The 21,043-nt window shown below is 62.1% G+C and carries 24 protein-coding genes; 6 read left to right on the top strand and 18 right to left on the bottom strand.

Annotation, left to right across the window (positions count from 1 at the left end; genetic code table 11):
* Positions 1-7: 7 nt before the first annotated feature.
* The 3 genes from LPB73_RS00240 (at position 8) to LPB73_RS00230 (ending at position 2,644) form a co-directional block, all read left to right on the top strand.
* A complete protein-coding gene (locus LPB73_RS00240; protein WP_231079129.1) occupies positions 8-394 on the top strand; it encodes a RidA family protein in 387 nt (128 codons plus the stop codon).
* A 271-nt stretch (positions 395-665) separates the two neighbouring features.
* Positions 666-1,070, top strand: a complete 405-nt coding sequence (rnk, locus tag LPB73_RS00235) for a nucleoside diphosphate kinase regulator (protein WP_184512075.1) — start codon at positions 666-668, stop codon at positions 1,068-1,070.
* Positions 1,071-1,198: 128 nt separating this feature from the next.
* Entirely contained in the window at positions 1,199-2,644 is a 1,446-nt protein-coding gene (locus LPB73_RS00230; RefSeq protein WP_231079128.1) for a homospermidine synthase, read from the top strand.
* 215 nt (positions 2,645-2,859) lie between these two features.
* Here LPB73_RS00230 and LPB73_RS00225 read toward each other — a convergent pair whose 3' ends face one another.
* The 12 genes from LPB73_RS00225 to LPB73_RS00170 form a co-directional block, all read right to left on the bottom strand.
* A complete protein-coding gene (locus tag LPB73_RS00225; RefSeq protein ID WP_231079126.1) occupies positions 2,860-3,600 on the bottom strand; it encodes an acetoacetate decarboxylase in 741 nt (246 codons plus the stop codon).
* 228 nt (positions 3,601-3,828) lie between these two features.
* Positions 3,829-4,167 (bottom strand): hypothetical protein, encoded by a 339-nt coding sequence (locus LPB73_RS00220; protein ID WP_175367751.1) that lies wholly within the window; start codon positions 4,165-4,167, stop codon positions 3,829-3,831.
* 105 nt (positions 4,168-4,272) lie between these two features.
* Positions 4,273-4,989 (bottom strand): MgtC/SapB family protein, encoded by a 717-nt coding sequence (locus LPB73_RS00215; RefSeq protein WP_231079122.1) that lies wholly within the window; start codon positions 4,987-4,989, stop codon positions 4,273-4,275.
* 96 nt (positions 4,990-5,085) lie between these two features.
* Positions 5,086-6,108 (bottom strand): WD40 repeat domain-containing protein, encoded by a 1,023-nt coding sequence (locus tag LPB73_RS00210; RefSeq protein ID WP_414716838.1) that lies wholly within the window; start codon positions 6,106-6,108, stop codon positions 5,086-5,088.
* On the bottom strand, positions 6,108-7,148 hold the full coding sequence (locus LPB73_RS00205; RefSeq protein WP_231079121.1) for a CobW family GTP-binding protein: 1,041 nt from the start codon (positions 7,146-7,148) through the stop codon (positions 6,108-6,110). Before LPB73_RS00205 ends, LPB73_RS00210 begins: the two co-directional genes overlap by 1 nt.
* A gap of 51 nt (positions 7,149-7,199) precedes the next feature.
* Positions 7,200-8,093, bottom strand: a complete 894-nt coding sequence (locus LPB73_RS00200) for a metal ABC transporter substrate-binding protein (RefSeq protein WP_231079120.1) — start codon at positions 8,091-8,093, stop codon at positions 7,200-7,202.
* Positions 8,094-8,104: 11 nt separating this feature from the next.
* Positions 8,105-8,974: a metal ABC transporter permease gene (locus tag LPB73_RS00195; RefSeq protein WP_231079117.1), complete on the bottom strand. Its 870-nt coding sequence runs from the start codon at positions 8,972-8,974 to the stop codon at positions 8,105-8,107.
* A 5-nt stretch (positions 8,975-8,979) separates the two neighbouring features.
* On the bottom strand, positions 8,980-9,738 hold the full coding sequence (locus LPB73_RS00190) for a metal ABC transporter ATP-binding protein (protein ID WP_175367748.1): 759 nt from the start codon (positions 9,736-9,738) through the stop codon (positions 8,980-8,982).
* Positions 9,735-9,947 carry a hypothetical protein gene (locus tag LPB73_RS00185; protein WP_231079116.1) on the bottom strand — a complete coding sequence of 71 codons (213 nt, stop codon included), beginning with the start codon at positions 9,945-9,947 and terminating at the stop codon, positions 9,735-9,737. Before LPB73_RS00185 ends, LPB73_RS00190 begins: the two co-directional genes overlap by 4 nt.
* Positions 9,948-10,037: 90 nt before the next feature.
* A complete protein-coding gene (crcB, locus tag LPB73_RS00180; protein WP_231079114.1) occupies positions 10,038-10,412 on the bottom strand; it encodes a fluoride efflux transporter CrcB in 375 nt (124 codons plus the stop codon).
* 170 nt (positions 10,413-10,582) lie between these two features.
* On the bottom strand, positions 10,583-11,182 hold the full coding sequence (locus LPB73_RS00175) for a superoxide dismutase (RefSeq protein ID WP_093757222.1): 600 nt from the start codon (positions 11,180-11,182) through the stop codon (positions 10,583-10,585).
* A gap of 105 nt (positions 11,183-11,287) precedes the next feature.
* Positions 11,288-12,529, bottom strand: a complete 1,242-nt coding sequence (locus LPB73_RS00170; RefSeq protein ID WP_231079113.1) for an MFS transporter — start codon at positions 12,527-12,529, stop codon at positions 11,288-11,290.
* A gap of 116 nt (positions 12,530-12,645) precedes the next feature.
* Here LPB73_RS00170 and LPB73_RS00165 point away from each other — a divergent pair, with 116 nt between their 5' ends.
* The gene (locus LPB73_RS00165; protein WP_093757224.1) at positions 12,646-13,170 is read left to right on the top strand and encodes a GNAT family N-acetyltransferase; all 525 of its coding nucleotides are present in this window, start codon (positions 12,646-12,648) and stop codon (positions 13,168-13,170) included.
* Positions 13,171-13,314: 144 nt separating this feature from the next.
* Entirely contained in the window at positions 13,315-13,758 is a 444-nt protein-coding gene (locus LPB73_RS00160) for a DUF2147 domain-containing protein (protein WP_231079111.1), read from the top strand.
* Between the two features lie 14 nt (positions 13,759-13,772).
* Here LPB73_RS00160 and LPB73_RS00155 read toward each other — a convergent pair whose 3' ends face one another.
* The 5 genes from LPB73_RS00155 to LPB73_RS00135 all read right to left on the bottom strand — a co-directional run bounded on the left by LPB73_RS00155 (position 13,773) and on the right by LPB73_RS00135 (position 19,270).
* Positions 13,773-14,924 (bottom strand): DUF3095 domain-containing protein, encoded by a 1,152-nt coding sequence (locus LPB73_RS00155; RefSeq protein WP_231079110.1) that lies wholly within the window; start codon positions 14,922-14,924, stop codon positions 13,773-13,775.
* A 91-nt stretch (positions 14,925-15,015) separates the two neighbouring features.
* Positions 15,016-16,320 carry a type III glutamate--ammonia ligase gene (gene glnT / locus LPB73_RS00150; protein WP_231079109.1) on the bottom strand — a complete coding sequence of 435 codons (1,305 nt, stop codon included), beginning with the start codon at positions 16,318-16,320 and terminating at the stop codon, positions 15,016-15,018.
* A 39-nt stretch (positions 16,321-16,359) separates the two neighbouring features.
* On the bottom strand, positions 16,360-17,691 hold the full coding sequence (locus tag LPB73_RS00145) for an FMN-binding glutamate synthase family protein (protein WP_068729021.1): 1,332 nt from the start codon (positions 17,689-17,691) through the stop codon (positions 16,360-16,362).
* On the bottom strand, positions 17,691-18,377 hold the full coding sequence (locus LPB73_RS00140) for a protein glxC (protein WP_231079108.1): 687 nt from the start codon (positions 18,375-18,377) through the stop codon (positions 17,691-17,693). Before LPB73_RS00140 ends, LPB73_RS00145 begins: the two co-directional genes overlap by 1 nt.
* The gene (locus LPB73_RS00135) at positions 18,377-19,270 is read right to left on the bottom strand and encodes a class II glutamine amidotransferase (protein WP_231079106.1); all 894 of its coding nucleotides are present in this window, start codon (positions 19,268-19,270) and stop codon (positions 18,377-18,379) included. The genes LPB73_RS00140 and LPB73_RS00135 overlap by 1 nt, the downstream gene beginning before the upstream one ends.
* A gap of 134 nt (positions 19,271-19,404) precedes the next feature.
* Here LPB73_RS00135 and LPB73_RS00130 point away from each other — a divergent pair, with 134 nt between their 5' ends.
* On the top strand, positions 19,405-20,067 hold the full coding sequence (locus LPB73_RS00130; protein WP_231079101.1) for a helix-turn-helix domain-containing protein: 663 nt from the start codon (positions 19,405-19,407) through the stop codon (positions 20,065-20,067).
* A 3-nt stretch (positions 20,068-20,070) separates the two neighbouring features.
* Here the strand turns inward: LPB73_RS00130 and LPB73_RS00125 are convergent, their stop codons facing one another.
* The gene (locus LPB73_RS00125) at positions 20,071-21,033 is read right to left on the bottom strand and encodes a GlxA family transcriptional regulator (protein WP_231079100.1); all 963 of its coding nucleotides are present in this window, start codon (positions 21,031-21,033) and stop codon (positions 20,071-20,073) included.
* Positions 21,034-21,043: the final 10 nt, after the last annotated feature.

The raw sequence follows: 21,043 nt of genomic DNA, 5'->3' as shown, positions 1-21,043 counted from the left end.
CCCGGTAATGACGCGCAAACTGATTTCCACCGGATCGCCATTCGAAAAGACCGCTGGCTACAGCCGCGCCGTGGTCGATGGCGATTTCTGCTTCGTGTCCGGAACCACCGGCTACGATTACACCACCATGATCTTGCCGGCCGACGTCACGGCACAGACACAGAACTGCTTCAAGACCATTGAAGCCGCGCTGAAAGAGGCCGGCTTTGCCATGGCCGATATCGTGCGCGCGATCTACTACATCACCGACGCCAGCGACGCCGACAAGGTGTTCGCGGTGACCGGCGCGCATCTCGGCGAGATCAGGCCCGCTGCCACGCTCCTCGTGGTCGCCGGGCTCTACAAGCCCGAGATGAAAGTCGAAATCGAAGTCACCGCCAAGCGGCGCAGCTGATCGTCAACCGCGCGTCAGACACACCCGTTGGACGTCGCTGCTAGCAACGGCGCCATCGCCGGTTGACTTTCACTGCAGGATACATAGGTTTCGGCCATCATGACGAACCTGCCCCGCAACCGCTTACTGCTCCGCGCCGGTCACCTTCAAGCAGGAATGTGACCCGGGCGCACGCGCGCGTGCCGTCCGGGCTTGTTCGATTTCAGCATCCTCATCATTCTTGGCATGCTCGGGCGCTTTGCGCGCCGGGCGTCATTTGGCTGTGAAACCCATGATCCATTCCCTTCGAACTGAGCTGCCGCCCATCACACTCCGCCGCAGCGACCGTGAGCGTCTCGGCGTACTGGCCGAGGCCACTGCAGAGAAATACCCTGTGACCGCCGACTTTCTGGCCGGCGAAGTTGAGCGCGCGACGATCGTGCCCGACACTCATCCATTGCCCGGAATCGTCGGCATGGAGTCCGATGTGACGTTCCGCGACGATATCAGCGGGCAGGAAAAGCACGTCACACTGGTCTATCCGACCTCCGCCGACGTGGACACCGGGCGAATTTCGGTATTGACCCCGATCGGAGCCGCGCTTATCGGCCTTTCTGCGGGGCAGTCCATTACATTCGAGACGCCCTCGGGGGAACCACGTTCGCTGACCGTTCTCTCGGTCGGCATACGCCGCTGAGCTGCATTTAATACTGGCATCGAGATTTCATTCCCGAAATTTCATTCTGATGTCACATCGTCACTGTCCTTTCCCAACCGCGCACGACGCAGCGCGTTAATCTTGATCCTGTCTGGAGTTAGAAGCTGATGTCCTCATCCCCCGCCTCGCCGATCTACGCGAAGATCACTGGCCCCATCGTGATCGTCGGCTTCGGCTCGATCGGCAAAGGCATGGTGCCGATGATTGAGCGGCATCTCGACTACGACAAGTCGCGCATCACCGTGCTCGACCCCAAGGATGAAGGCCGCAAGGCGCTGTGCGACAAGCATGGCCTGCGCTTCATCCAGCAGGGGCTGACCAGGGAGAATTATCGCGACCTACTGACGCCGCTGCTCACCGAAGGCGGCGGCCAGGGTTTTTGCGTCAACCTGTCGGTCGATACCGGCTCGGTCGATATCATGGAGCTCTGCAACGAGCTCGGCGCGCTCTACATCGACACGGTCAACGAGCCCTGGCTCGGCTTCTATTTCGACGCATCGAAGGGCGCCGAAGCGCGCTCCAACTACGCTTTGCGCGAAACGACGCTGGCCGCCAAGAAGGCACGCAAGGCCGGCTCGACCACGGCCGTCTCCTGCTGCGGCGCCAATCCCGGCATGGTCTCCTTCTTCGTCAAGCAGGCGCTGCTGAATGTCGCTTCCGACCTGAAGCTCAATGCCCCCCAGCCGAAGACCAAGGCCGAATGGGCGGACCTGATGCGGCAGGCCGGTATCAAGGGCGTCCACATCGCTGAGCGCGACACCCAGCGCTCCAAGTCGCCGAAGCCGCCGGAGGTCTTCGTCAACACCTGGTCGGTCGAAGGCTTCCTCTCGGAAGGCGTGCAGCCGTCCGAACTCGGCTGGGGCACCCATGAAAAGTGGATGCCGGAGAATGCACACACCCATGAGGCCGGCTGCGGCGCTGCGATCTACCTGATGCAGCCCGGCGCCAATACGCGCGTGCGCACCTGGTGCCCGACGCGCGGCGCGCAATACGGCTTCCTCGTCACCCACAACGAGTCGATCTCGATCTCCGATTATTTCACGGTGCGTGACGCGTCGGGCGCCGCGGTGTTCCGGCCGACCTGCCACTATGCCTATCACCCGGCGGACGATGCGGTGCTGTCGCTGCACGAGATGTTCGGCTCCGGCAAGATGCAGACGAAGCACCACATCCTCGACGAAAACGAAATCGTCGACGGTATCGACGAACTCGGTGTGCTGCTCTACGGCCACGACAACAATGCCTACTGGTTCGGCTCGCAGCTCTCCATCGAGGAGACGCGTGAACTCGCGCCCTATCAGAACGCCACCGGCCTGCAGGTGACCTCGGCCGTGCTCGGCGGCATGGTCTGGGCGCTGGAGCACCCGACCGAAGGCATCGTCGAAGCCGACGAGATCGACTTCGAGCGTCTGCTGGAGATCCAGACACCCTATCTCGGCCCGGTGAAAGGCTACTACACCGACTGGACGCCGCTCGAAGGCCGTCCGGGCCTGTTCCCGGAAGATATCGACACGAGCGACCCGTGGCAGTTCAAGAACGTGCTGGTGCGTTGAACTGAGTGCTCAGCCTGAATGAGTAACGACGAAGGCGGCAGTGTCGGACACTGCCGCCTTTTTTGTACCTTCGCATTTTATGGTGAGGCTCTGCCTTCTCCCCACGTCATGGCCGGGCCTGACCCGGCCATCCATCTTCGTTGGACGGTGCAGAAAGGTGGATACGCGGGTCAAGCCCGCGTATGACGTCGGCGTGTGAGGAGGCCCTGGACAGCTCACTTCGTCAGATAATCAAACGCCACTTCGCCCAGCCCCAGCGTCAGGTCGCACTTGAAGTGCAGCGCCGACACGACTTCCTTCACCGGCAACCGCGCCACATCCGCGAGCGCATGTGGAAACAGGCCGAGCGCCGCAGGTCCGGTCCAGGCTTCCTTCAGATTGATCTGTTCCAAGTGATAGCGCACCAGCTCGCAGATGCGCGGCGTGCCGTCCACATGCGGGATGATCTTGAGAATAAAGTTAGGTACCTGCAGCGCGTGCATTACCGTGTCATGATCCACCGGCCGGTGCTTGTAGCCCATGGTGCCTGACGCGCAGAGCACCGAGCCGTAATGCAGCGTACCCACCAGTACGTCGCTTTCGACCACGATCTTCGGTGTCGCGCGTTTCTTCGGAAAGCCCCACAGCTCTCGCCCGCCGGCGATCGGCGCATCGTCGTCGAGATACATCGAGTGGATATAGACGCCCTCGACGCCGTTGAGGCGGACCGGAATCGCCTGCCCGGTTTCGGTGTAGTCGCCGAAGCCCGTGGAGTCCGGCATGCGGATGAATTCGTATTTGACGATGTTATCGACGATCTCCAGCGGCTCCGGCACCACGGCCTGCAGCGCGTCCATGTCGGTGCGATAGCTGATGATGAAATATTCGCGGTCGTAGAATTTGTAGGGCCCGCGCGGGAATGACGGATTGGTCAGCGGCATCGAATAGGCGTTACGCCTGACGTCGTCGATCTTCATGGTGCCCCCTATGAAACTGTTGGCAGGGAGTATGAAGGCGGTCGATGAAACTGGCGAGACTATTGTGCGGGCAGCGTCAACAAACACCGTCCTCATCCTGAGGAGCGCGCTCTTCGCGCGCGTCTCGAAGGATGGCGGCACACTGAGAGAACCCGGCCTCATGGTTCGAGACGGCGCAAACGCGCCTCCTCACCATGAGGGACTTTGACAGCGACCTGGAAAGCTCCGCTATTTCGTGGTGATCGGCGGCGCCGTTTTCTCCGCCGGCGCTGGTGGCAGCGCCGGCTTGGCACCGGCATCCCGCGCTTCCGCATCCGGACGAGCCGGCTGCGGCGGCGTTTCCTGCGGGCGCTGGCCGGTGGTCGCGGGTTCTGCGGGGGCCGACGGCTTGTTTTCGGCACCCGGCGTCGACTGCAGTGGCGGCGTCGCTTGGGCAAATCGAGCGGATGGTGGCGTCAGCGTGAGCCGCGCCATTGCCGACGTCGATGCGCCCAATCCTGCTGCGGTCGCCAAGATCGCGATCGTGAAATACGTCCGGAACACGCGCGTCTGGGTCGTCGGGATCATGGCATCCACCGCAGTTAATGTGCGGTGACAACGGGAGCCGGCCGCCAAAGTTCCCGAGCCGGAAGTCGCAGATCGCCGATGGCGCCCTGGACTTCCTTTGGACGACTAGTCCTTGGTGCTGACGTCCCATGTGGCGTTGCGCACGCCGGCATACGCCTCGAGCCGGGCGGCCACGGCATCCAGCTCCTTGGGATCGACGGCCGTCGAGACCAGCGTGGCCACGATCTCCTGCTGGGTGTCGCTCTGCTCGATCACATCGACATCGCCGACCGGATATTTTGCGGCTTCCAGCGCCTCCTGCAGGCGCTCGCGCATCTCCGGCACCACCTCGGGCGAGACCGTGAGCCGCACGTAATAGGTCACTTCCGACGACTTCGCGTCCAGCGGCGCCCGGTTGATCGCATTGACCAGCGGCCGCAGTAGCGTATTGCCGGCCAGCACGAAAAACGTAAGCGCGATAGCCTGTGCGATCATGTCCGCGCCGGCGCAGGAGCCCACCGCGGCCGAACTCCACAGCGTCGCCGCCGTATTGAGGCCGCGCACATTGGTGCCTTCCTTCATGATGACGCCCGCGCCGAGAAAGCCGATGCCGGAGACGACATAGGCGATCACGCGCACCGCACCATCGGCACCGTGCAGCTGCATTGCGAGATCGACGTAAGCGGCCGCCCCGAGCGCCACCAGCACATTGGTGCGCAGGCCCGCGGTGCGCTGGCGATATTGTCGCTCAGCACCGATCAGCGTGCCCAGCACAAAGGCCGTGGCCAGGCTGAGCAGCGTGTCGAGGAAGTCGTAGGTCTGGAATGTCGCCAAAAATCGCATGATGTCTGCATGCGTACAGGAAGTGACGGGCGGATGACAATGCCGCCTCGCACCAACCGTCGTGAACTCCCTCTCCCCACAGGGGAGGTGAAAGAGCTACAGCTCCAGCAGCCCGGCGTCGCCGTCCTGATCGGCAAAAGCCAGCAGCGTACCCTTGGCATTCCAGGCCAGCGCGCTGACGGGCTGCCCCTTGTTGGCGCGTACCAGAATTTCCGCGCCATCGGTCATGCGAACCATCAGGATGGTGCCGTCACTGTAGCCGGCGGCCAGGATGTCCTGCTTGGGATGACAGGCCACCATGGTGACCTTGGCCTTGAGCGGCGCCAGCATTGCCGGCTCTTTGCCCATCGGGCCGTCCTTGCTCGCGAACGGCCAGATGATGACCGTATCCGCGCCCGAGGTCGCCAGCCCCTTGCCGCCGGCGCTCCAGGAAATCGAGCGCACGCGTGCGGGATAGCCGGTCATGCGCATGTGCTTGCCGTCCACGAGACGCCAGCCATGCAGCGCCGGCTCATGCATCGCGGTGACCAGAAACTTGTTGTCCGGGCTGAAGGTCACGCCGAGATGCGAACCGGCCCATTCCAGCACTTCGGCATTGCCGGCCATGTTGGGAAACCACAGCGTCACGCCGTTGTAATGTGCAATCGCGAGCCGCAGCCCCTTGGGTGCAAATGCCAGACCGCCAACGGTCGATGGCACCTCGAAGAATTTCACTTCGCCCTTCGGCGCCTGCACGAAGGCCGTCTTGCCCGCCGACCACGCCACAGCGCCATCGGGATGCAGCGCAACACTGTCGATCCAGCGCCGTTTGGCGTCGGTCGCAAAGGTCGAGACTGTGCCGTCGCGATCGAGCACGACGACCTTGCCGTCGTCGCAGCCCATGACGACGCGCTTGCCGTCGGAGGTCGAGCACAGGATGCCACCGAATGCGACCTCGACGGGCGACATCGCACCCGCCGGATCGACCAGCGTGACTTTCTCTTCGGCGCCGACAAAGGCTGCCTTGTCGCCGAGAAAATGCACTGATGTGACCGACGCACCGATGGCCACCGGCAACACGCGGTCGGTGACCGAAACGATGGATTCCTGCTCCTGCAGCGGATTGAAATCGGACATCATCAGGCGGGGATGCAGCGTTCGAAGCCGTCGCGGATCAGCTGCTCGGGCAGATCGCGACCGATAAAGACTAGACGGCTTTCGCGCTTCTCGCCGTCCTTCCACGGCCGCTGATGATCACCTTCGAGCATCATGTGCACGCCCTGAAACACGTAGCGGTCGTCGTCGCCGGAGAACGACAGGATGCCCTTGGAGCGCAAAATCTTGCCGCCCTCCTTGGCCATCAGATCCTGCAGCCACGGCATGAAGGTCGAGGCATCGAGTGCCTTGTCGGTACGCAGCGACATCGAGTGCATGTCCTCGTCGTGATAGTGCTTCAAACCACCGTGGCCATGATCGTGGTGATGATGGCCGTGATCGTGGTCATGATGATCGTGACCGTCGTCCGCGTTGAGGAATTCCGGTTCGATCTCCAGAATGCGATCGAGATCGAAGGCGCCACGCTCCAGCACATCGGACAGCTTCACCTGCGCGCGTTCGGTCTTGTGCAGCTTGGCGTAGGGGTTGATGGCGCGGATGCGCGCCTCGACTTCGGCGAGCTCAGCCTTCGACACGAGATCGATCTTGTTCAGCACGATGACGTCGGCGAAGGCGATCTGGTTCTTGGCTTCCGGCGCATCCTTGAGGCGGTCGCTCAGCCATTTGGCATCGGCCACGGTCACGACGGCATCGAGCCGTGCATGGGCCTGCACGTCCTCGTCGACGAAGAAGGTCTGCGCCACCGGGGCCGGATCCGCGAGGCCCGTGGTCTCGACGATGATCGCGTCGAACTTGCCCTTGCGCTTCATGAGACCGTCGAGAATGCGCACGAGGTCGCCGCGCACGGTGCAGCAGACGCAGCCGTTGTTCATCTCGAACACTTCTTCGTCCGCGCCGATGATGAGGTCGTTGTCGATGCCGATCTCACCAAATTCGTTGACGATCACAGCGTATTTCTTGCCGTGATTTTCCGACAGGATGCGGTTCAGCAGCGTGGTCTTGCCGGCGCCGAGATAGCCGGTCAGCACGGTCACGGGAATTTTGTTGGCAGTCGCTTCAGACATGATCACTCCGGCGGGGTCTTGTGCAGCGCCGGCAGCAGGGGTGCCCCTGCGCTAACTGGTCAGCGCGCTCGTCAGCGCCTTTATATTGTGCCTGACCATATCAATGTAAGTGGGTGCATCGCCGTTTTCGGGCGTCAGGCTGTCGGAATACAGCGTTCCGCCGATTTTTGCCCCGGTCTCGGCGGCAATCCGGCGCATCAGCCGGGGATCGGCGATATTTTCCAGAAAAACCGCCGGAATTTTCGAGATCTTGAGCTGGGTGATGATGACCGCGATATCCTTCGCGCTGGGCTCCGAATCCGTCGAAACGCCCTGCGGCGCAATGAATTCGATGCCATAGGCCGCCGCGAAATAGCCGAAGGCGTCATGGGTCGAGATCACCTTGCGGTGCACCGAGGGGATGGAAGCCACAGCCGCCTTCACGTCACTGTCGAGGGTAGTCAGCTTCGCGAGATAGGCCTCGGCGTTCGCCTTGTAGATGTCGGCACCGGCCGGATCGGCCTTGGCCAGCGCATCGCGAATGTTTGCGACGTAGATCCTGGCATTGGCCACCGATTGCCAGGCGTGCGGATCCTCGTGCGAGTCGAGCTTGCGCGGTGCGATGCCCTGTGTCGCGGTGACGATGACAGCCTTACCACCCGATGATTTCACCAACCGCGGCAGCCAGCCTTCGAAGCCGAGGCCATTGACCACCACAAGCTTCGCATCGGCGATCTTTTTCGCGTCACGCGGCGTCGGTGTGTAGACATGCGCATCGCCATTCGGGCCGACCAGGGTCGTGACAGCGACTCGCTCACCGCCGACATTGCGCACGAAGTCACCCAGGATGGAGAAGCTGGCGACGACATCGATTTTGTCCTGAGTCTTTTCTTGCGCGCGCGCCGGGACAATCGCAGTGACGAGCGACAGGACGGCACAAATGACGAAGACGCTGGATTTCCGCATGACTGACACAACTACGCCTCAAGATGCCGGCCGGGGAACAACTGCCTCACCAAGCCACTGACATTGCCGAACAAAACCGAAAGTACGTAGAGCACCGCGGCGACCAGAATGATCGCGGGGCCGGACGGCACCTTGGTCTGGAACGACAGCACCAGACCGAAATAGCCGGAGACCATCGCGCTCGCGACGGAGATCATCATCATCCCCGTGATGTCGCGCGACCAGAACCGCGCGATACCCGCCGGCAGGATCATCAGCCCCACCGCGAGCAGCGTGCCGAGGGCGTGAAAGCCGTTGACGAGATTGACGACGACCAGCGCGAGAAACGCCAGATGCGCGGGTGCACCGGCGCGCGAGACCGTGCGGAGAAACACCGGATCGACGCATTCGATCACCAGTGGACGATAGATCACCGCCATCACCACCAACGTGATCGTCGCGTTGAACGCGATCACCAGCAGCGTCTGATCGTCGAGCGCGAGAATGTTGCCGAAGAGCACATGCAGCAGATCGATATTGGTGCCGCGCATCGAAACGATGGTGACGCCGACTGCCAGCGATACGAGATAGAACGCGGCCAGCGACGCATCCTCCTTGATGACGGTGACGCGCGACACGAGACCAGCGAGCAGCGCAACGGAAAAGCCTGCAATCAAGCCACCAAACGTCATCGCGAACAGATTTAGCCCCGAGAACAGGAAGCCGATTGCCGCCCCCGGCAGAATCGCATGCGCCATCGCATCGCCGACGAGACTCATCCGCCGCAGCATCAGGAACACGCCGATTGGCGCGCCTCCGAGTGCGAGCGCCACCACGCCGGCCAAAGCACGCCGCATGAATTCGAAGTCGAGGAAAGGCGCGATCAGCGCATCGTAAAACATGGCGATCAGGCCGCCCGAGAATGCGCGGCATCGACGACGCAGGTGCCCGCGCCATCGTCGAAGGCTTCGCACATGCGCCGCGCCTCCAGCAGGTTATCCGCCGTCAGCACCTGCTGGGTCGATCCCCAGGCCACGGAGCCGCGCGCCAGCAGCAGCGTCTCCGGGAAATGCGAGCGCACCATCTCCATATCGTGCAGCGCCGCCAGCACCGTGCGCTTTTCGGCATGCCAGTGGCGCACCAGCGCAATCAGGTCCGCCGACGTCTTGGTATCGATCGCATTGAACGGCTCGTCGAGCACGATAACGCGTGCGTCCTGCAACAACACCCGCGCAAACAGCATCCGCTGCATCTGGCCGCCCGACAGCGTGCCGATATTGCGATTCTCGAAACCATTGAGGCCGACAGAGGCGAGCGCCTGTCCTATTTGCGCACGCGCGGTCTTGCCAAGGCCGCCGAATATCCCGGTCGTGCGCCAAAGCCCTGTGCCGACGAAGTCGAACACCGAAATAGGGAATGTGCGGTCGATATCGACGCTCTGCGGCAGGTAAGCGATGTCGCGCGCCTTCAGGCCGCCAAGTGTGATCGCGCCCGTCAGCGGCTTCAGGATGCCGACGATGCCGCGAAACAGCGTGGATTTGCCGGCGCCGTTCGGCCCGACCACCGCGAGCAAACTGCCAGCGGCGATCTCGCCATTGAGGTGATGCACCGCCGGATGCCGGTCATAGCCCAGCGTGACGTTCTGGAAAGCGAGCTGTGCCGTCATGATGGCCTCATCGCCAGCAGAACCACCGCCCAGAGCGCTGCGGAGACCGCCAGGGCGGCCCCCAGCCGTGCGGGCAACGTCATGCGCAGGATCGACCAGGGCGCCGGCTGGGCCGGATGCGGGCTTGCCGGGCCATGGCTGTGACTATGATCGTGGCCGTGCGCGTGACCGTCGGAATGGTCATGACCGTGGGAATGGGAATGCGCCATGAGAGCGGGCCTGAGCCAATGGAGATCCGGCGCCAAGGCGCCTAACTGTCATTTATGTTATATTATAACATACCGCAAGCCCGGGAGGGCTCAGGCGAAGTGGCGGACCAGCGCCAGGCCGGCAAAAAGCCCGGCAATCGACAGCACCACCGACCCCAGCACATAGGCCAGGGCGAGGCCCAATTCGCCGCGCTCATAGAGCACTGCCGTATCCAGTGAAAAGGCCGAAAACGTCGTGTAGCCGCCGAGAATGCCGGTCATCAGGAACAACCGCCATGGCTGCGAGGCCTCACCCTTGTAAGCGAGATAGCCGGCGATCAGGCCCATCACCGCGGAGCCAGTGATGTTGATGATGAAGGTGCCCCACGGGAACGCCGTCCCCATGCAGCGAGCGCAGGTCATATTGATGACATGGCGCAAGGTGGCGCCAAGCCCGCCGCCGACAAAAACCAAAACATAATTCATCGAACACCCGCTGCGCTTGGTGGCTCACGTCATTCCGTTCTGCCGCAGCGTGTCTGCGGCGGCAAGTCGCAGCAGGCCGACCAAGACACGAAAACGTCACGACAACGAAAAAGGGCGGCAGCTCGCGCCACCGCCCTTCCCGCGCGTCATTAAACGCAAATCGAAAGCGATTAGACCGCCTTGCCGAACTGCTCGTCGACGTATTCCCAGTTCACAAGGTGATCGACGAACGCCTTGAGATAGTCCGGACGACGATTGCGATAGTCGATGTAGTAGGAGTGCTCCCAGACGTCGACGCCGAGGATCGGGGTCGCGCCATGGACCAGCGGGCTTTCGCCGTTCGCGGTCTTGGAGATTTCCAGCTTGCCGTTCTTGACCGAGAGCCAGGCCCAGCCGGAGCCGAACTGGCCAACGCCTGCAGCGGCGAAGTCGGTCTTGAACTTCTCGAGACCGCCGAGATCCTCGGTGATCTTCTTCTCCAGACGGCCGGGTAGCTTGTCGCCACCGCCGTTCGGCTTCATCCAGTTCCAGAAGTGGAGATGGTTGTAGTGCTGGCCGGCATTGTTGAAGAGCGCGGCATTCTTGCCGAACGAGCCCTTCACGATTTCTTCAAGCGATTTGCCTTCGAATTCGGTGCCCTTCAGCAGGTTATTGCCGTTGGTCACGTAAGCCTGATGGTGCTTATCGTGATGGAATTCCAGCGTTTCCTTCGACATATGCGGCGCGAGCGCGTCATAGGCGTAAGGCAGATTGGGAAGCGTGAAGGTCATGGGTCAAGATCCGCAATAATGGGAGAGTTGGCTTAACGGGAACCCTTATAGAAGGTTCCGCCCGGCTCCGACACTCCCATCTTTGCGATCCCGATCGCTTCGCGATCAGGCCGCGCTCGGCATTGCGGCGGAGACGGCATCGCGCCGCACTGGCGGCTTCACATTCATCAGCATCTGGAAGCATCCGGCGATCATCCCGATCACGACGGCGAATTGCCACGCACGGTCGTAATTGCCGAGATGCGAGAAGATCATTCCACCGCCCCAGGCGCCGAGGAAAGATCCCGCCTGATGGCTGAGGAAGGCGATGCCGGTGAGCGTGGCCATAAAGCGCAGGCCGAACAGCTGCGCAACGAGGCCGTTCACCAGTGGGACCACGCCGAGCCACAGCGATCCCAGCACGGCCGCGAAAATCATGGTCGTGGTAGGAGTTGCGGGAAAATAGAAGTAGGTGGCGAGCGCCAGCGAGCGGGCGATGTAAATTCCGCCGAGCAAAATCTGCTTCGGATAACGGCCGCCAAGCCAGCCAAAGGCATAGGAGCCAAACACATTGAACAGACCGACTATTGCCAGCGCGGTGGCGCCAAGCGACGCGTCGAGGCCGCAGATCGCCAGATAATTCGGCAGATGCGTGGTGATGAATACGAGCTGCAGGCCGCAGACAAAGAACGACAACGCCAGCACGATATAGCCGGAATGACCGAGTGCGGACTGCACCACTTCTCCCAAAGATTGCTGCAGCTCATCCGCCGGTGCGCGTTCGATCTTGTCAGACTGGCCAGCAAACAGCGCAGCGGGGAGCATCACCGCAGCGAGGCCGAGAAAGCCGATCAGCGCCACTTGCCAGCCCGCCGTCGAGATCAGCGTCTGCGCCAGCGGCGAGGCAATGACGAGGCCTAGCGAACCGGCGGCCGACACAGCCCCCATGGTGACACTGCGCTTGGCAGCGGACACACTGCGCGAGGCCACCGTCATGGTCATGCTCGACGCCGTACAGGACAGCGCGAGGCCGACGCAAAGGCCGGCGCCAAGCGTGAACACCAACGGCGTGGTCGCGACCATCATGAAGACGAGGCCGGCCGCATAAATCAAAACGCCGATGATCATCACGTGACGGGTGCCGAAACGATCGGCGATAGCACCGATGAAGGGCTGCGAGATGCCCCAGATCACGTTCTGCAAAGCGGTGGCCAGGGAGAAATCGGCCGTGGTGATGGCGGTGTCGCGCAGAATCGAGGGTTGAAACAGGCCGAAGCTCTGGCGCATGCCCATGGCCAGGCTGAGCAGCGTCGCCGCGCCGGCCAAAATCGCCCAGCGCTGGTATTTGGAGAGCTCCGCCTCGGTCATTCCAACGTTTCCTTGATCCCTAGAATATTATTCTCAGATAAGCACTGGATTCGACAGGTTTACTACCCTCGGACCGACCTATAAGGGCTGCACAGAGCGCAGAGGTGGCGACCGAAATGAGCATCGAAATCGAGATTGTGACCGGCGATGCCTCATGGCCGAGCGTCAAACCGCTGTTCGACTTGGTTTGGCCGCGCGAGGCGGTCGAGAAACTGCCCTGGGGACACGTGGTCTTCGCCTATCCCGAATTGCGGGTCATCGTGGAGGACGACGGACAGCCGGTCTGCCATGTCGGCCTGTATCGGCGCGAAGGCATATGGAAGGATCGCAAGACGCGGATTGGCGGCATCGGCGGCGTTGTGACGCATCCCGACTATCGTCGTCGCGGTCTGGCCAGTCTGGCGCTCACCGCCGCACTCCATACGCTGAAAGACGAACGCGCCACCGATTTTGCGCTGCTGTTCTGTGAACCGCACAATCTGGATTTCTACACCCGCCGCAACTGGAAGCCGTTCATCGGCGAGGTCTATGCCGAACAGCACGGCGAGCGGGTACGCTTCGATGTCATGACCCCGCTGGTGTCCTACCTGAAGCGAGCGCCGCATGAAGGCGAGATGGACCTGTGCGGGCTGCCGTGGTGACCGCCACCGGTTGACCTGAGCAAGCTGCGTCAAATCGAATCGATCATGATCATTTGAGACGCTGAGTAGTCTCAAACGCATCGCCGCGGCATTGCACAAATCCCATTTCTTGTTATGCAGACCGCCTGATCCGAGGAGACACGCATGGCCGCCAGATTCACTGTTATGATCGCATTGCTGGGTGCAGTGTTCGCAGGCTCCGCTGCGCAAGCCCAATCGGGCGGCGAAGCAACGGGTGTCTGGCAGACCCAGGCCGGCGATGCGCAGGTGCGGGTCAGCAAATGCGGCACCATCCTGTGCGGCACCGTCGTCTCGCTGCGCGACAAGATCGATCCGCAGACCGGCAAGCCGCCGATCGACGACAAGAATCCCGATCCCTCGCTAGCCAAGCGCTCGATGATCGGCATTCACTTGTTCTACGATATGCGCCCAACCGGAGCGAACACGTGGTCGGGCCGGATCTACAATGCCGATGACGGGAAGATCTATACCAGCAACGTGGCGCTGGTCGGCCCTAACACGCTGAAGGTCGAAGGCTGCGTCGGCGCATTCTGCGGCGGCGAAAACTGGACCCGCGTCGGCCGCTGATCAGGCGATCTCTTTCAAACTGACATAGCCTTCAATGCGGTGGCCGCCGAGGCATAGCCACCGCGCGCGCCGTCAATGAAATGTACGTGATCGCTGCGGATGGCTGACGGTGTGAAACACGTCATCATCGCAGCATCCTGGCGGTGCAGACCATAGCGCACCGTTCCTTCCGAGCCCGCCGCAACAAGACGCTGCTCCAGCGCGCGTTCGAGATCGGGCGTGCAATCCAGAATCATGCGCAGGCTGTCGTCATATTTGCGGAAATCCGAGTTCTCGACCAACTGCTGCACATAGGTCTTCGGCACGAAGCCGCCGACGCTAATGCCAAAACGCATCAACACAAAAACGAACAGCGTTCGCGTCGTCACCCAGATACGAAAGCGCGACAGCGATCTCGCGCCGCGGCCAGCTCGGATTTCGTAGCCGAGACCCGCAGGCGGCCACCTCAGCGCTGGGCCGCCGGCAGGCACGGGACGGCCCGCATTAGGACTGCGTTCGACCAGTGCGATGATGTCTTCGATAACGCGACGAAATGCGGATGGGTCGGCTCCCGCTGCAGCCGTCACCAACACCGACAGAATCAAACCATGTGCCGATGGAATTTCCTCGAAGCGACATGAGAGCCCGGAGAGATCGGGATAGGTTCCGACAGGTGCCGGCGTCACCGCGAATTCGCCGCGCTTCATCGCGGCCTCTGCCCAGCCCAATCCGCCACCGGAAAACATCGCATAGGACACATTCTTCGATGGACCAAAGCGCGCCACGCGCACATCCAGCCCCTGCGCGCGGATGTCTTTGATCGGCACCAGGGCCACGCGCATCGCGAGATCGAGATCGTGCTTCACCCAGGTGGCCGTTGCCGCCAATGCCCCGCGGGCGCGATCGAGATCGTCCGGCGAGACTGCGAAGCTCGCGCCATCGCCGCCGAACACGAAGGGGAATTCGCGGCCGTCCAACGCGTTGGTCACGGCAGCAATGACGGCAGCGCCGGCCATGTTGACGGCCTTGTAGCGCTGTTCGGCGATGGCCTTGGTGGATTCGACGATATCGGCGACGCCGATGATCCAGTCATCCGGCAGCGGCTTGTACAAGGACGGGTCCATCACCCGGTCGAAGCCGTAAAATACTGAAATGCCATCGTAAAATGCGCTGACGCCGGTCGTCATGGTGCGAAATGATCCTGCGGCGACGTTGCGTCAACCCAATGGCGCTCCTGAGTCAGGACTCATAGCACGCAATTTCGACGGACGCGCGGTATCAGCAATCCAAAGTCGTCTGCCGCTCCCATTCGGTGAGCTGACGGCAGTGCTCATTCCAGTCGCTGTGTTTGAGCTTGAGGTACGACCCGACCACGGCCTCGCCGAGTTGATCCTTCAACACGTCGGATGCTTCGAGCGCCCGCAATGCATCGAGCAGGTTCAGCGGGAGCTGCTTTGCCTTCGGCGCCTTCGCGCCTTCCGTATACATATTGATGTCGAGGCGCGGGCCGGGATCGCGGCTGTTGGCCATGCCGTCGAGACCAGCGGCGAGCAAGGTCGCCGGCAGCAGATAGGGATTCACCGCACCATCGGGCAAACGGAATTCGAACCGGCCCGCATCAGGAATGCGGATCATATGCGTGCGATTGTTGCCGCCATAGGTCACCGTGTTCGGCGACCATGTCGCGCCGGAGAGCGTGCGCGGCGCATTGATGCGCTTGTAGGAATTCACCGTGGGATTGGTGATAGCGCAAACCGCTTCGGCCGAATGAACGAGGCCGCCGATGAAGTGATAGGCCGTCTTCGAGAGACCCAACTCGCCGCTCTTGTCCTCGAACACGTTCGAGCCGTCCTTGGTCGACCATAGTGACGCATGGACGTGGCAGCCGTTGCCAGTGAGATTGGCAAACGGCTTCGGCATGAAGGTCGCCTTGTAGCCGTGTTTCTCGGCGATCGACTTGACCATGAACTTGAAGAAGGCATGGCGATCGGCGGTCTTCAGCGCCGTATCGAACTCCCAGTTCATCTCGAACTGGCCGTTGGCGTCTTCATGATCGTTCTGATAGGGCTTCCAGCCGAGCGCAATCATCGCATCGCAGATTTCGGCGACGATCTCGTAGCGCCGCATCAGCGCCTGCTGGTCGTAGCACGGTTTGGCCTGCTGATCGGCAGGATCTGAGATCGCGGTGCCGTCGGGCGAAATCAGAAAGTATTCGCATTCGACGCCGGTCTTGAGTTCGACGCTCTGCTCGGCGGCTTTTGCGATCAAGCCTTTCAGCACCTGACGCGGATTCTGCGCCACCAGCTTGCCGCCCATATAGAGATCCCCGGTGACCCAGGCGACGCCGGGCTTCCATGGCAGCAGCGTCAGCGTATCCATATCCGGCATCACGAGCACGTCGGGATCGGCCGGCGTCATATCGAACCAGGCAGCAAATCCCGCGAAGCCCGCGCCGGACTTGGCGACGCCGTCCATCGCGGTCGCCGGCACCAGCTTGGCGCGCATGCCGCCGAACAGATCGACAAAGGCAATGAGGAAATATTTGAGGTCGTGCTGTTTGGCTAGTTCGGTCCAGGTCGTCATTGACACGCGCTCCGAAGATCATCCAGCCATAACGGCTTGTTAGATATTGCTGCCGGGAATCCAGTTCGTCCCGGCGAGAGGGACTCTCGCCATGGCCGCCGACTCCATTGTCAGCGCTACCAGATCTTCCGGTTCGAGATTGTGGACGTGGCTCTTGCCGCAAGCGCGTGCGATGGTCTGCGCTTCCAGTGTCATCACCGAGAGATAGTTCGCGAGCTTGCGGCCGGCGACCACGGGATCGAGCCGCGCGGCCAACAAAGGATCCTGCGTGGTGATGCCAGCGGGATCGCGGCCTTCATGCCAGTCGTCATAGGCACCGGCCGTGGTGCCGAGCTTCTGGTATTCGGCTTCCAGCGCCGGATCGTTGTCGCCGAGCGCGATCAATGCAGCCGTGCCGATCGCCACCGCATCCGCGCCGAGCGCGAGACACTTCGCCACATCAGCGCCATTGCGGATGCCGCCGGAGACGATGAGCTGCACCTTGCGATGCATGCCGAGATCCTGCAGCGCCTTCACCGCCGGCGGGATCGCGCACATGGTCGGCAGGCCGACATTCTCGATGAAGACGTCCTGCGTCGCCGCCGTCCCGCCCTGCATGCCGTCGAGCACGATGGCATCGGCGCCGGACTTCACAGCGAGCGCGATATCGTAATACGGGCGTGAGGCACCGACCTTCACATAGATCGGGATCTGCCAGTCGGTGATCTCGCGCAATTCCTGGATCTTGATCTCCAGATCGTCAGGCCCGGTCCAGTCCGGATGCCGGCACGCCGAGCGCTGGTCGATGCCGACAGGCAAACGGCGCATGCCGGCCACGCGCTCGGTAATCTTCTGGCCGAGCAACATGCCGCCGCCACCGGGCTTGGCACCCTGCCCGACCACGACTTCAATTGCATCGGCCTTACGCAGGTCGTCCGGATTCATGCCGTAACGCGACGGCAGCACCTGATAGACCAGCAGATCGGAATGACCACGTTCTTCCGGGGTCATGCCGCCGTCGCCCGTGGTCGTCGACGTGCCCACCGCCGATGCGCCGCGGCCGAGTGCTTCCTTGGCAGGGCCGGACAGCGCACCGAAGCTCATGCCGGCGATGGTGATCGGAATCTTCAGATGGATCGGCTTCTTGGCGAAGCGCGCGCCGATGACGACATCGGTAGCGCATTTCTCGCGGTAGCCCTCCAGCGGATAGCGGCTGATCGAGGCGCCAAGAAACAGCAGGTCGTCGAAATGCGGCAGCTTGCGCTTGGCGCCGGCGCCGCGAATGTCATAGATGCCGGTCGCGGCAGCACGACGGATTTCCGCGATCGCGGCATCATCGAAGGTCGCGGACTTGCGCGGCGGCGTATGGATCCAGCGGTCTTGCGCGCTCATCAGTAGGACCCGACGTTGTCGATGTGGAAGTGATAGAGCTTTCGCGCGGAGCCATAGCGTTTGAACTCGTCCGGTCTGACGCCCTCGACGCCGGCCTCATCGAGCAGCTTCTTCAGCTCGACTTTGTGTTCGTCATTCAACGGCTTCTCGATGCAATCGGCGCCGAGGCTCGTGACCGTTCCGCGCACGAAGAGCTGCGCCTCATAGATGGAATCGCCGAGCGCTTCGCCGGCATCGCCGAGCACCACGAGTTTTCCGGCCTGCGCCATGAAGGCCGAGAGATGGCCGACCGAGCCCTTCACGACGATATCGATGCCCTTCATCGAGATGCCGCAGCGCGCCGAGGCATTACCGTCGATCACGAGCAGGCCGCCATTGCCGCTGGCGCCCGCCGCCTGCGAGGCATCGCCGGTGACGTGCACGCGGCCCGACATCATGTTTTCGGCGACACCCTGCCCGGCATTGCCGCGCACGGTGACGCGCGCCTGCTTGTTCATACCGGCGCAGTAATAGCCGACGTGACCGTCGATCTCGATCTCGACCGGAAAATCGAGACCGACCGCGATATTGTGCTGGCCGCGCGGATTGCTGACGGTCCAGTGCGTCGCGTTGGTGTTATCAGTCAGCGCATGCAGCGCGCTGTTGAGTTCGCGCAGCGGCGAGGACGCAAGATCAACCGAAGGCATCAGTGCCGCTCCCACAAATAAACTTTGGCGGGTTCGGGCTCCCAGACCTTGGCGACGTCGATGCCCGGCAGATCGACCAGCGCACGATATTCGGTGCCGAAGGCGACCCAGCGATCGGTCTCGGCCATCACGGCTGGCTTGCAGGCAATGGGATCGCGCAGCACGCCGAAGCCGGTCTCGGTGCCGATGACGAATGTGTAGAAGCCATCGAGCGCGGACAGCGACGACGTCATCGCATCCTGCAGCGAAGCACCGGCGGCCATTTGCGATGAGATATAGCCGGCGGCGACCTCGGAATCGTTTTCGGTGCGGAACGTCATGCCCTGGCGGATCAACTCGCGGCGAACGTCATTGTGGTTCGACAACGAACCGTTATGCACGAGGCACTGGTCCGTGCCCGTGGTGAAGGGGTGCGCGCCATTGGTTGTCACGGCGGACTCAGTCGCCATGCGGGTGTGGCCGACGGCATGGGTGCCGGCCATCGCGTTCAGACCGAAGCGCTTGGCCACGTCAGCGGGCAGACCGACTTCCTTGAACACAGCCATGCGCTTGCCGCGCGCAACCATGTCGACGTCTTTCATGCCGAGGAGCACAGATGCGACAGCAGCCTCGCGATCGGTGGGAACGCTGATGACGGCGTGGGTATCGTGCACCTGATACGAAATCGGTGCGCCGGCGATTTTACCAAGCGATGCCATCAGTTCAGCAAAATCGAACGACGGCGCAGCGCGCAGCGTCAGCTTGATCTGTCCGGCATCGCCGTCGCCATAAACAGCAAAGCCTGCAGAGTCAGGGCCGCGATCGCTCAGCGCTTCCAGCATGCCGGAGAGCAACCCGCCTAATTCGGGGGCCAGCTTTTGATCTTTCAGAAACAGACCGGCAATGCCGCACATGGCTCGCGTCTCGCTCGTTGAATGCGCGTGGACCTTGCCCGAAACAAAACCGCCATGTCAACCACAGAGAAAATAGTTTTCCTGACAAGAAATATTGCTATTGTCGGGAAATCAACGCTGCAGGAAACGCCATCGTGAAAGCGAAACCGAAGAAAACGAAATCATCGCCCGCGCGCTCAAAGCTGGAGGAGCTGCGCACCGGTTCGAACGCGCCGCTGGAAGTCGGTGGCTCGCTGGAATCCAAGATCGGCAATGAAGTGCGGCAGCTCCGCAAGGAGCTGGAGCTGACGGTGGCCGAGCTCAGCACATCGGCGGGCATCTCGACCGGCATGTTGTCAAAGATCGAGACCGGCAGCATCTCCGCATCGCTGGGCACGCTGAATGCACTCTCAAAAGCGCTCAACGTTCCGATCTCCAGATTCTTTCGCGAGACCGAGGAAGAGCGTGATTGCTCTTTCGTGAAAGCCGATACGGGCGTCAAAATCGAGCGACGCGGCACCAAGTCCGGCCATCACTATCAATTGCTTGGCCAGTCGATCCACGGCGAGCTCGGCGTCGAGCCCTATCTGATCACGCTGAACGAGGATGCCGAGGCCTATAGCAACTTCCGCCATGCCGGCGTCGAGATGATCTACATGCTAACCGGCAAGGTGCGTTATCGCCACGCCGATCAGACCTATCTGATGGAGCCCGGCGACACGCTGTTCTTCGATGCCGCCGCGCGGCACGGCCCGGAAGAACTGGTGAAGGCGCCTATGACGTATCTGTCTGTGATTATTTATCCGCGGCGGAGCTAGGCCTCACTTCGCCTTGCTCTTCCCCGACATCCGGTCCTGCGACGGTGGCACATCGAAGGCCCGCCGATACATCCGTGCGAAATGGCTGGCGCTGGCGAAGCCGCATTCGGCCGAGACCTCGACCACCGGCATGCTGGTCTGCTGCAACAGCGCGCGGGCCTTGGCGACACGCAGGGTCAGGTAATGCTGCTCGATGGTTACGCCGAGATGCGCGGTGAACAGCCGCTCGAGCTGGCGCACGGACACACCGGCCGCCTTCGCCAACTCGTCGCGCGGCGCAGGGCTGGCCAGACGCCGTTCCATCACGGTGATCGCCGAAAGCACGGCGCGATTGCTGGTGCCGAGGCGCTCGCGCAATGAAATGCGCTGGCTGTCGTCGCCGAGACGCACGGCGGTTTGCAGAAACCAGTCACTGACTTTCGCTGCCAGTGCCTGGCCGTGATCGCGGCGGATGATGGCATGCATCATGTCGAGCGCGGCGACACCACCGGCGCAGGTGAGCCGGTTGCTATCGATCTCGAACAGCGTACGCGTCGGCTCGATCTCGGGAAAGGCCTCGATGAATGCATCGAGATGCTCCCAATGGATCGTGCAGCGAACGCCATCGAGTATGCCGGCCTTGGCCAGAATGAACGGCCCACCGGAGACGCCGCCGATGGCGCAGCCCGAGCGCGCGAGGCGACGTAGCCACGCCAGCGTCTTGGCATCATCGAAACCAGCGGGATTGCCGCCGGCACAAACCAGCACCGTGTCGTAACGCACGCTGTCGGCAATGGTGTGATCGGACGCCACCGACAATCCGTTCGACGCCAGGATCGCGTCGGCGCCGGTCGAGATCTGCAGCCACTGATACAGTTTCTTGCCGGCCAGCACATTGGCGGCGCGCAGCGGTTCGATCGCCGAGGCGAAGGACATGAGTGCGAAGCCGTCGATCAGAAGAAAGCCGACGCGGTGGGGCTGGGCCATAGATTTGAAG

The sequence above is a fragment of the Tardiphaga sp. 37S4 genome, assembly GCF_021044645.1.
Taxonomy (GTDB): Bacteria; Pseudomonadota; Alphaproteobacteria; order Rhizobiales; family Xanthobacteraceae; genus Tardiphaga; species Tardiphaga robiniae.
The sequence above is the reverse complement of the archived record's forward strand: the minus strand, read 5'-3'. Positions and strand labels throughout refer to the sequence as shown.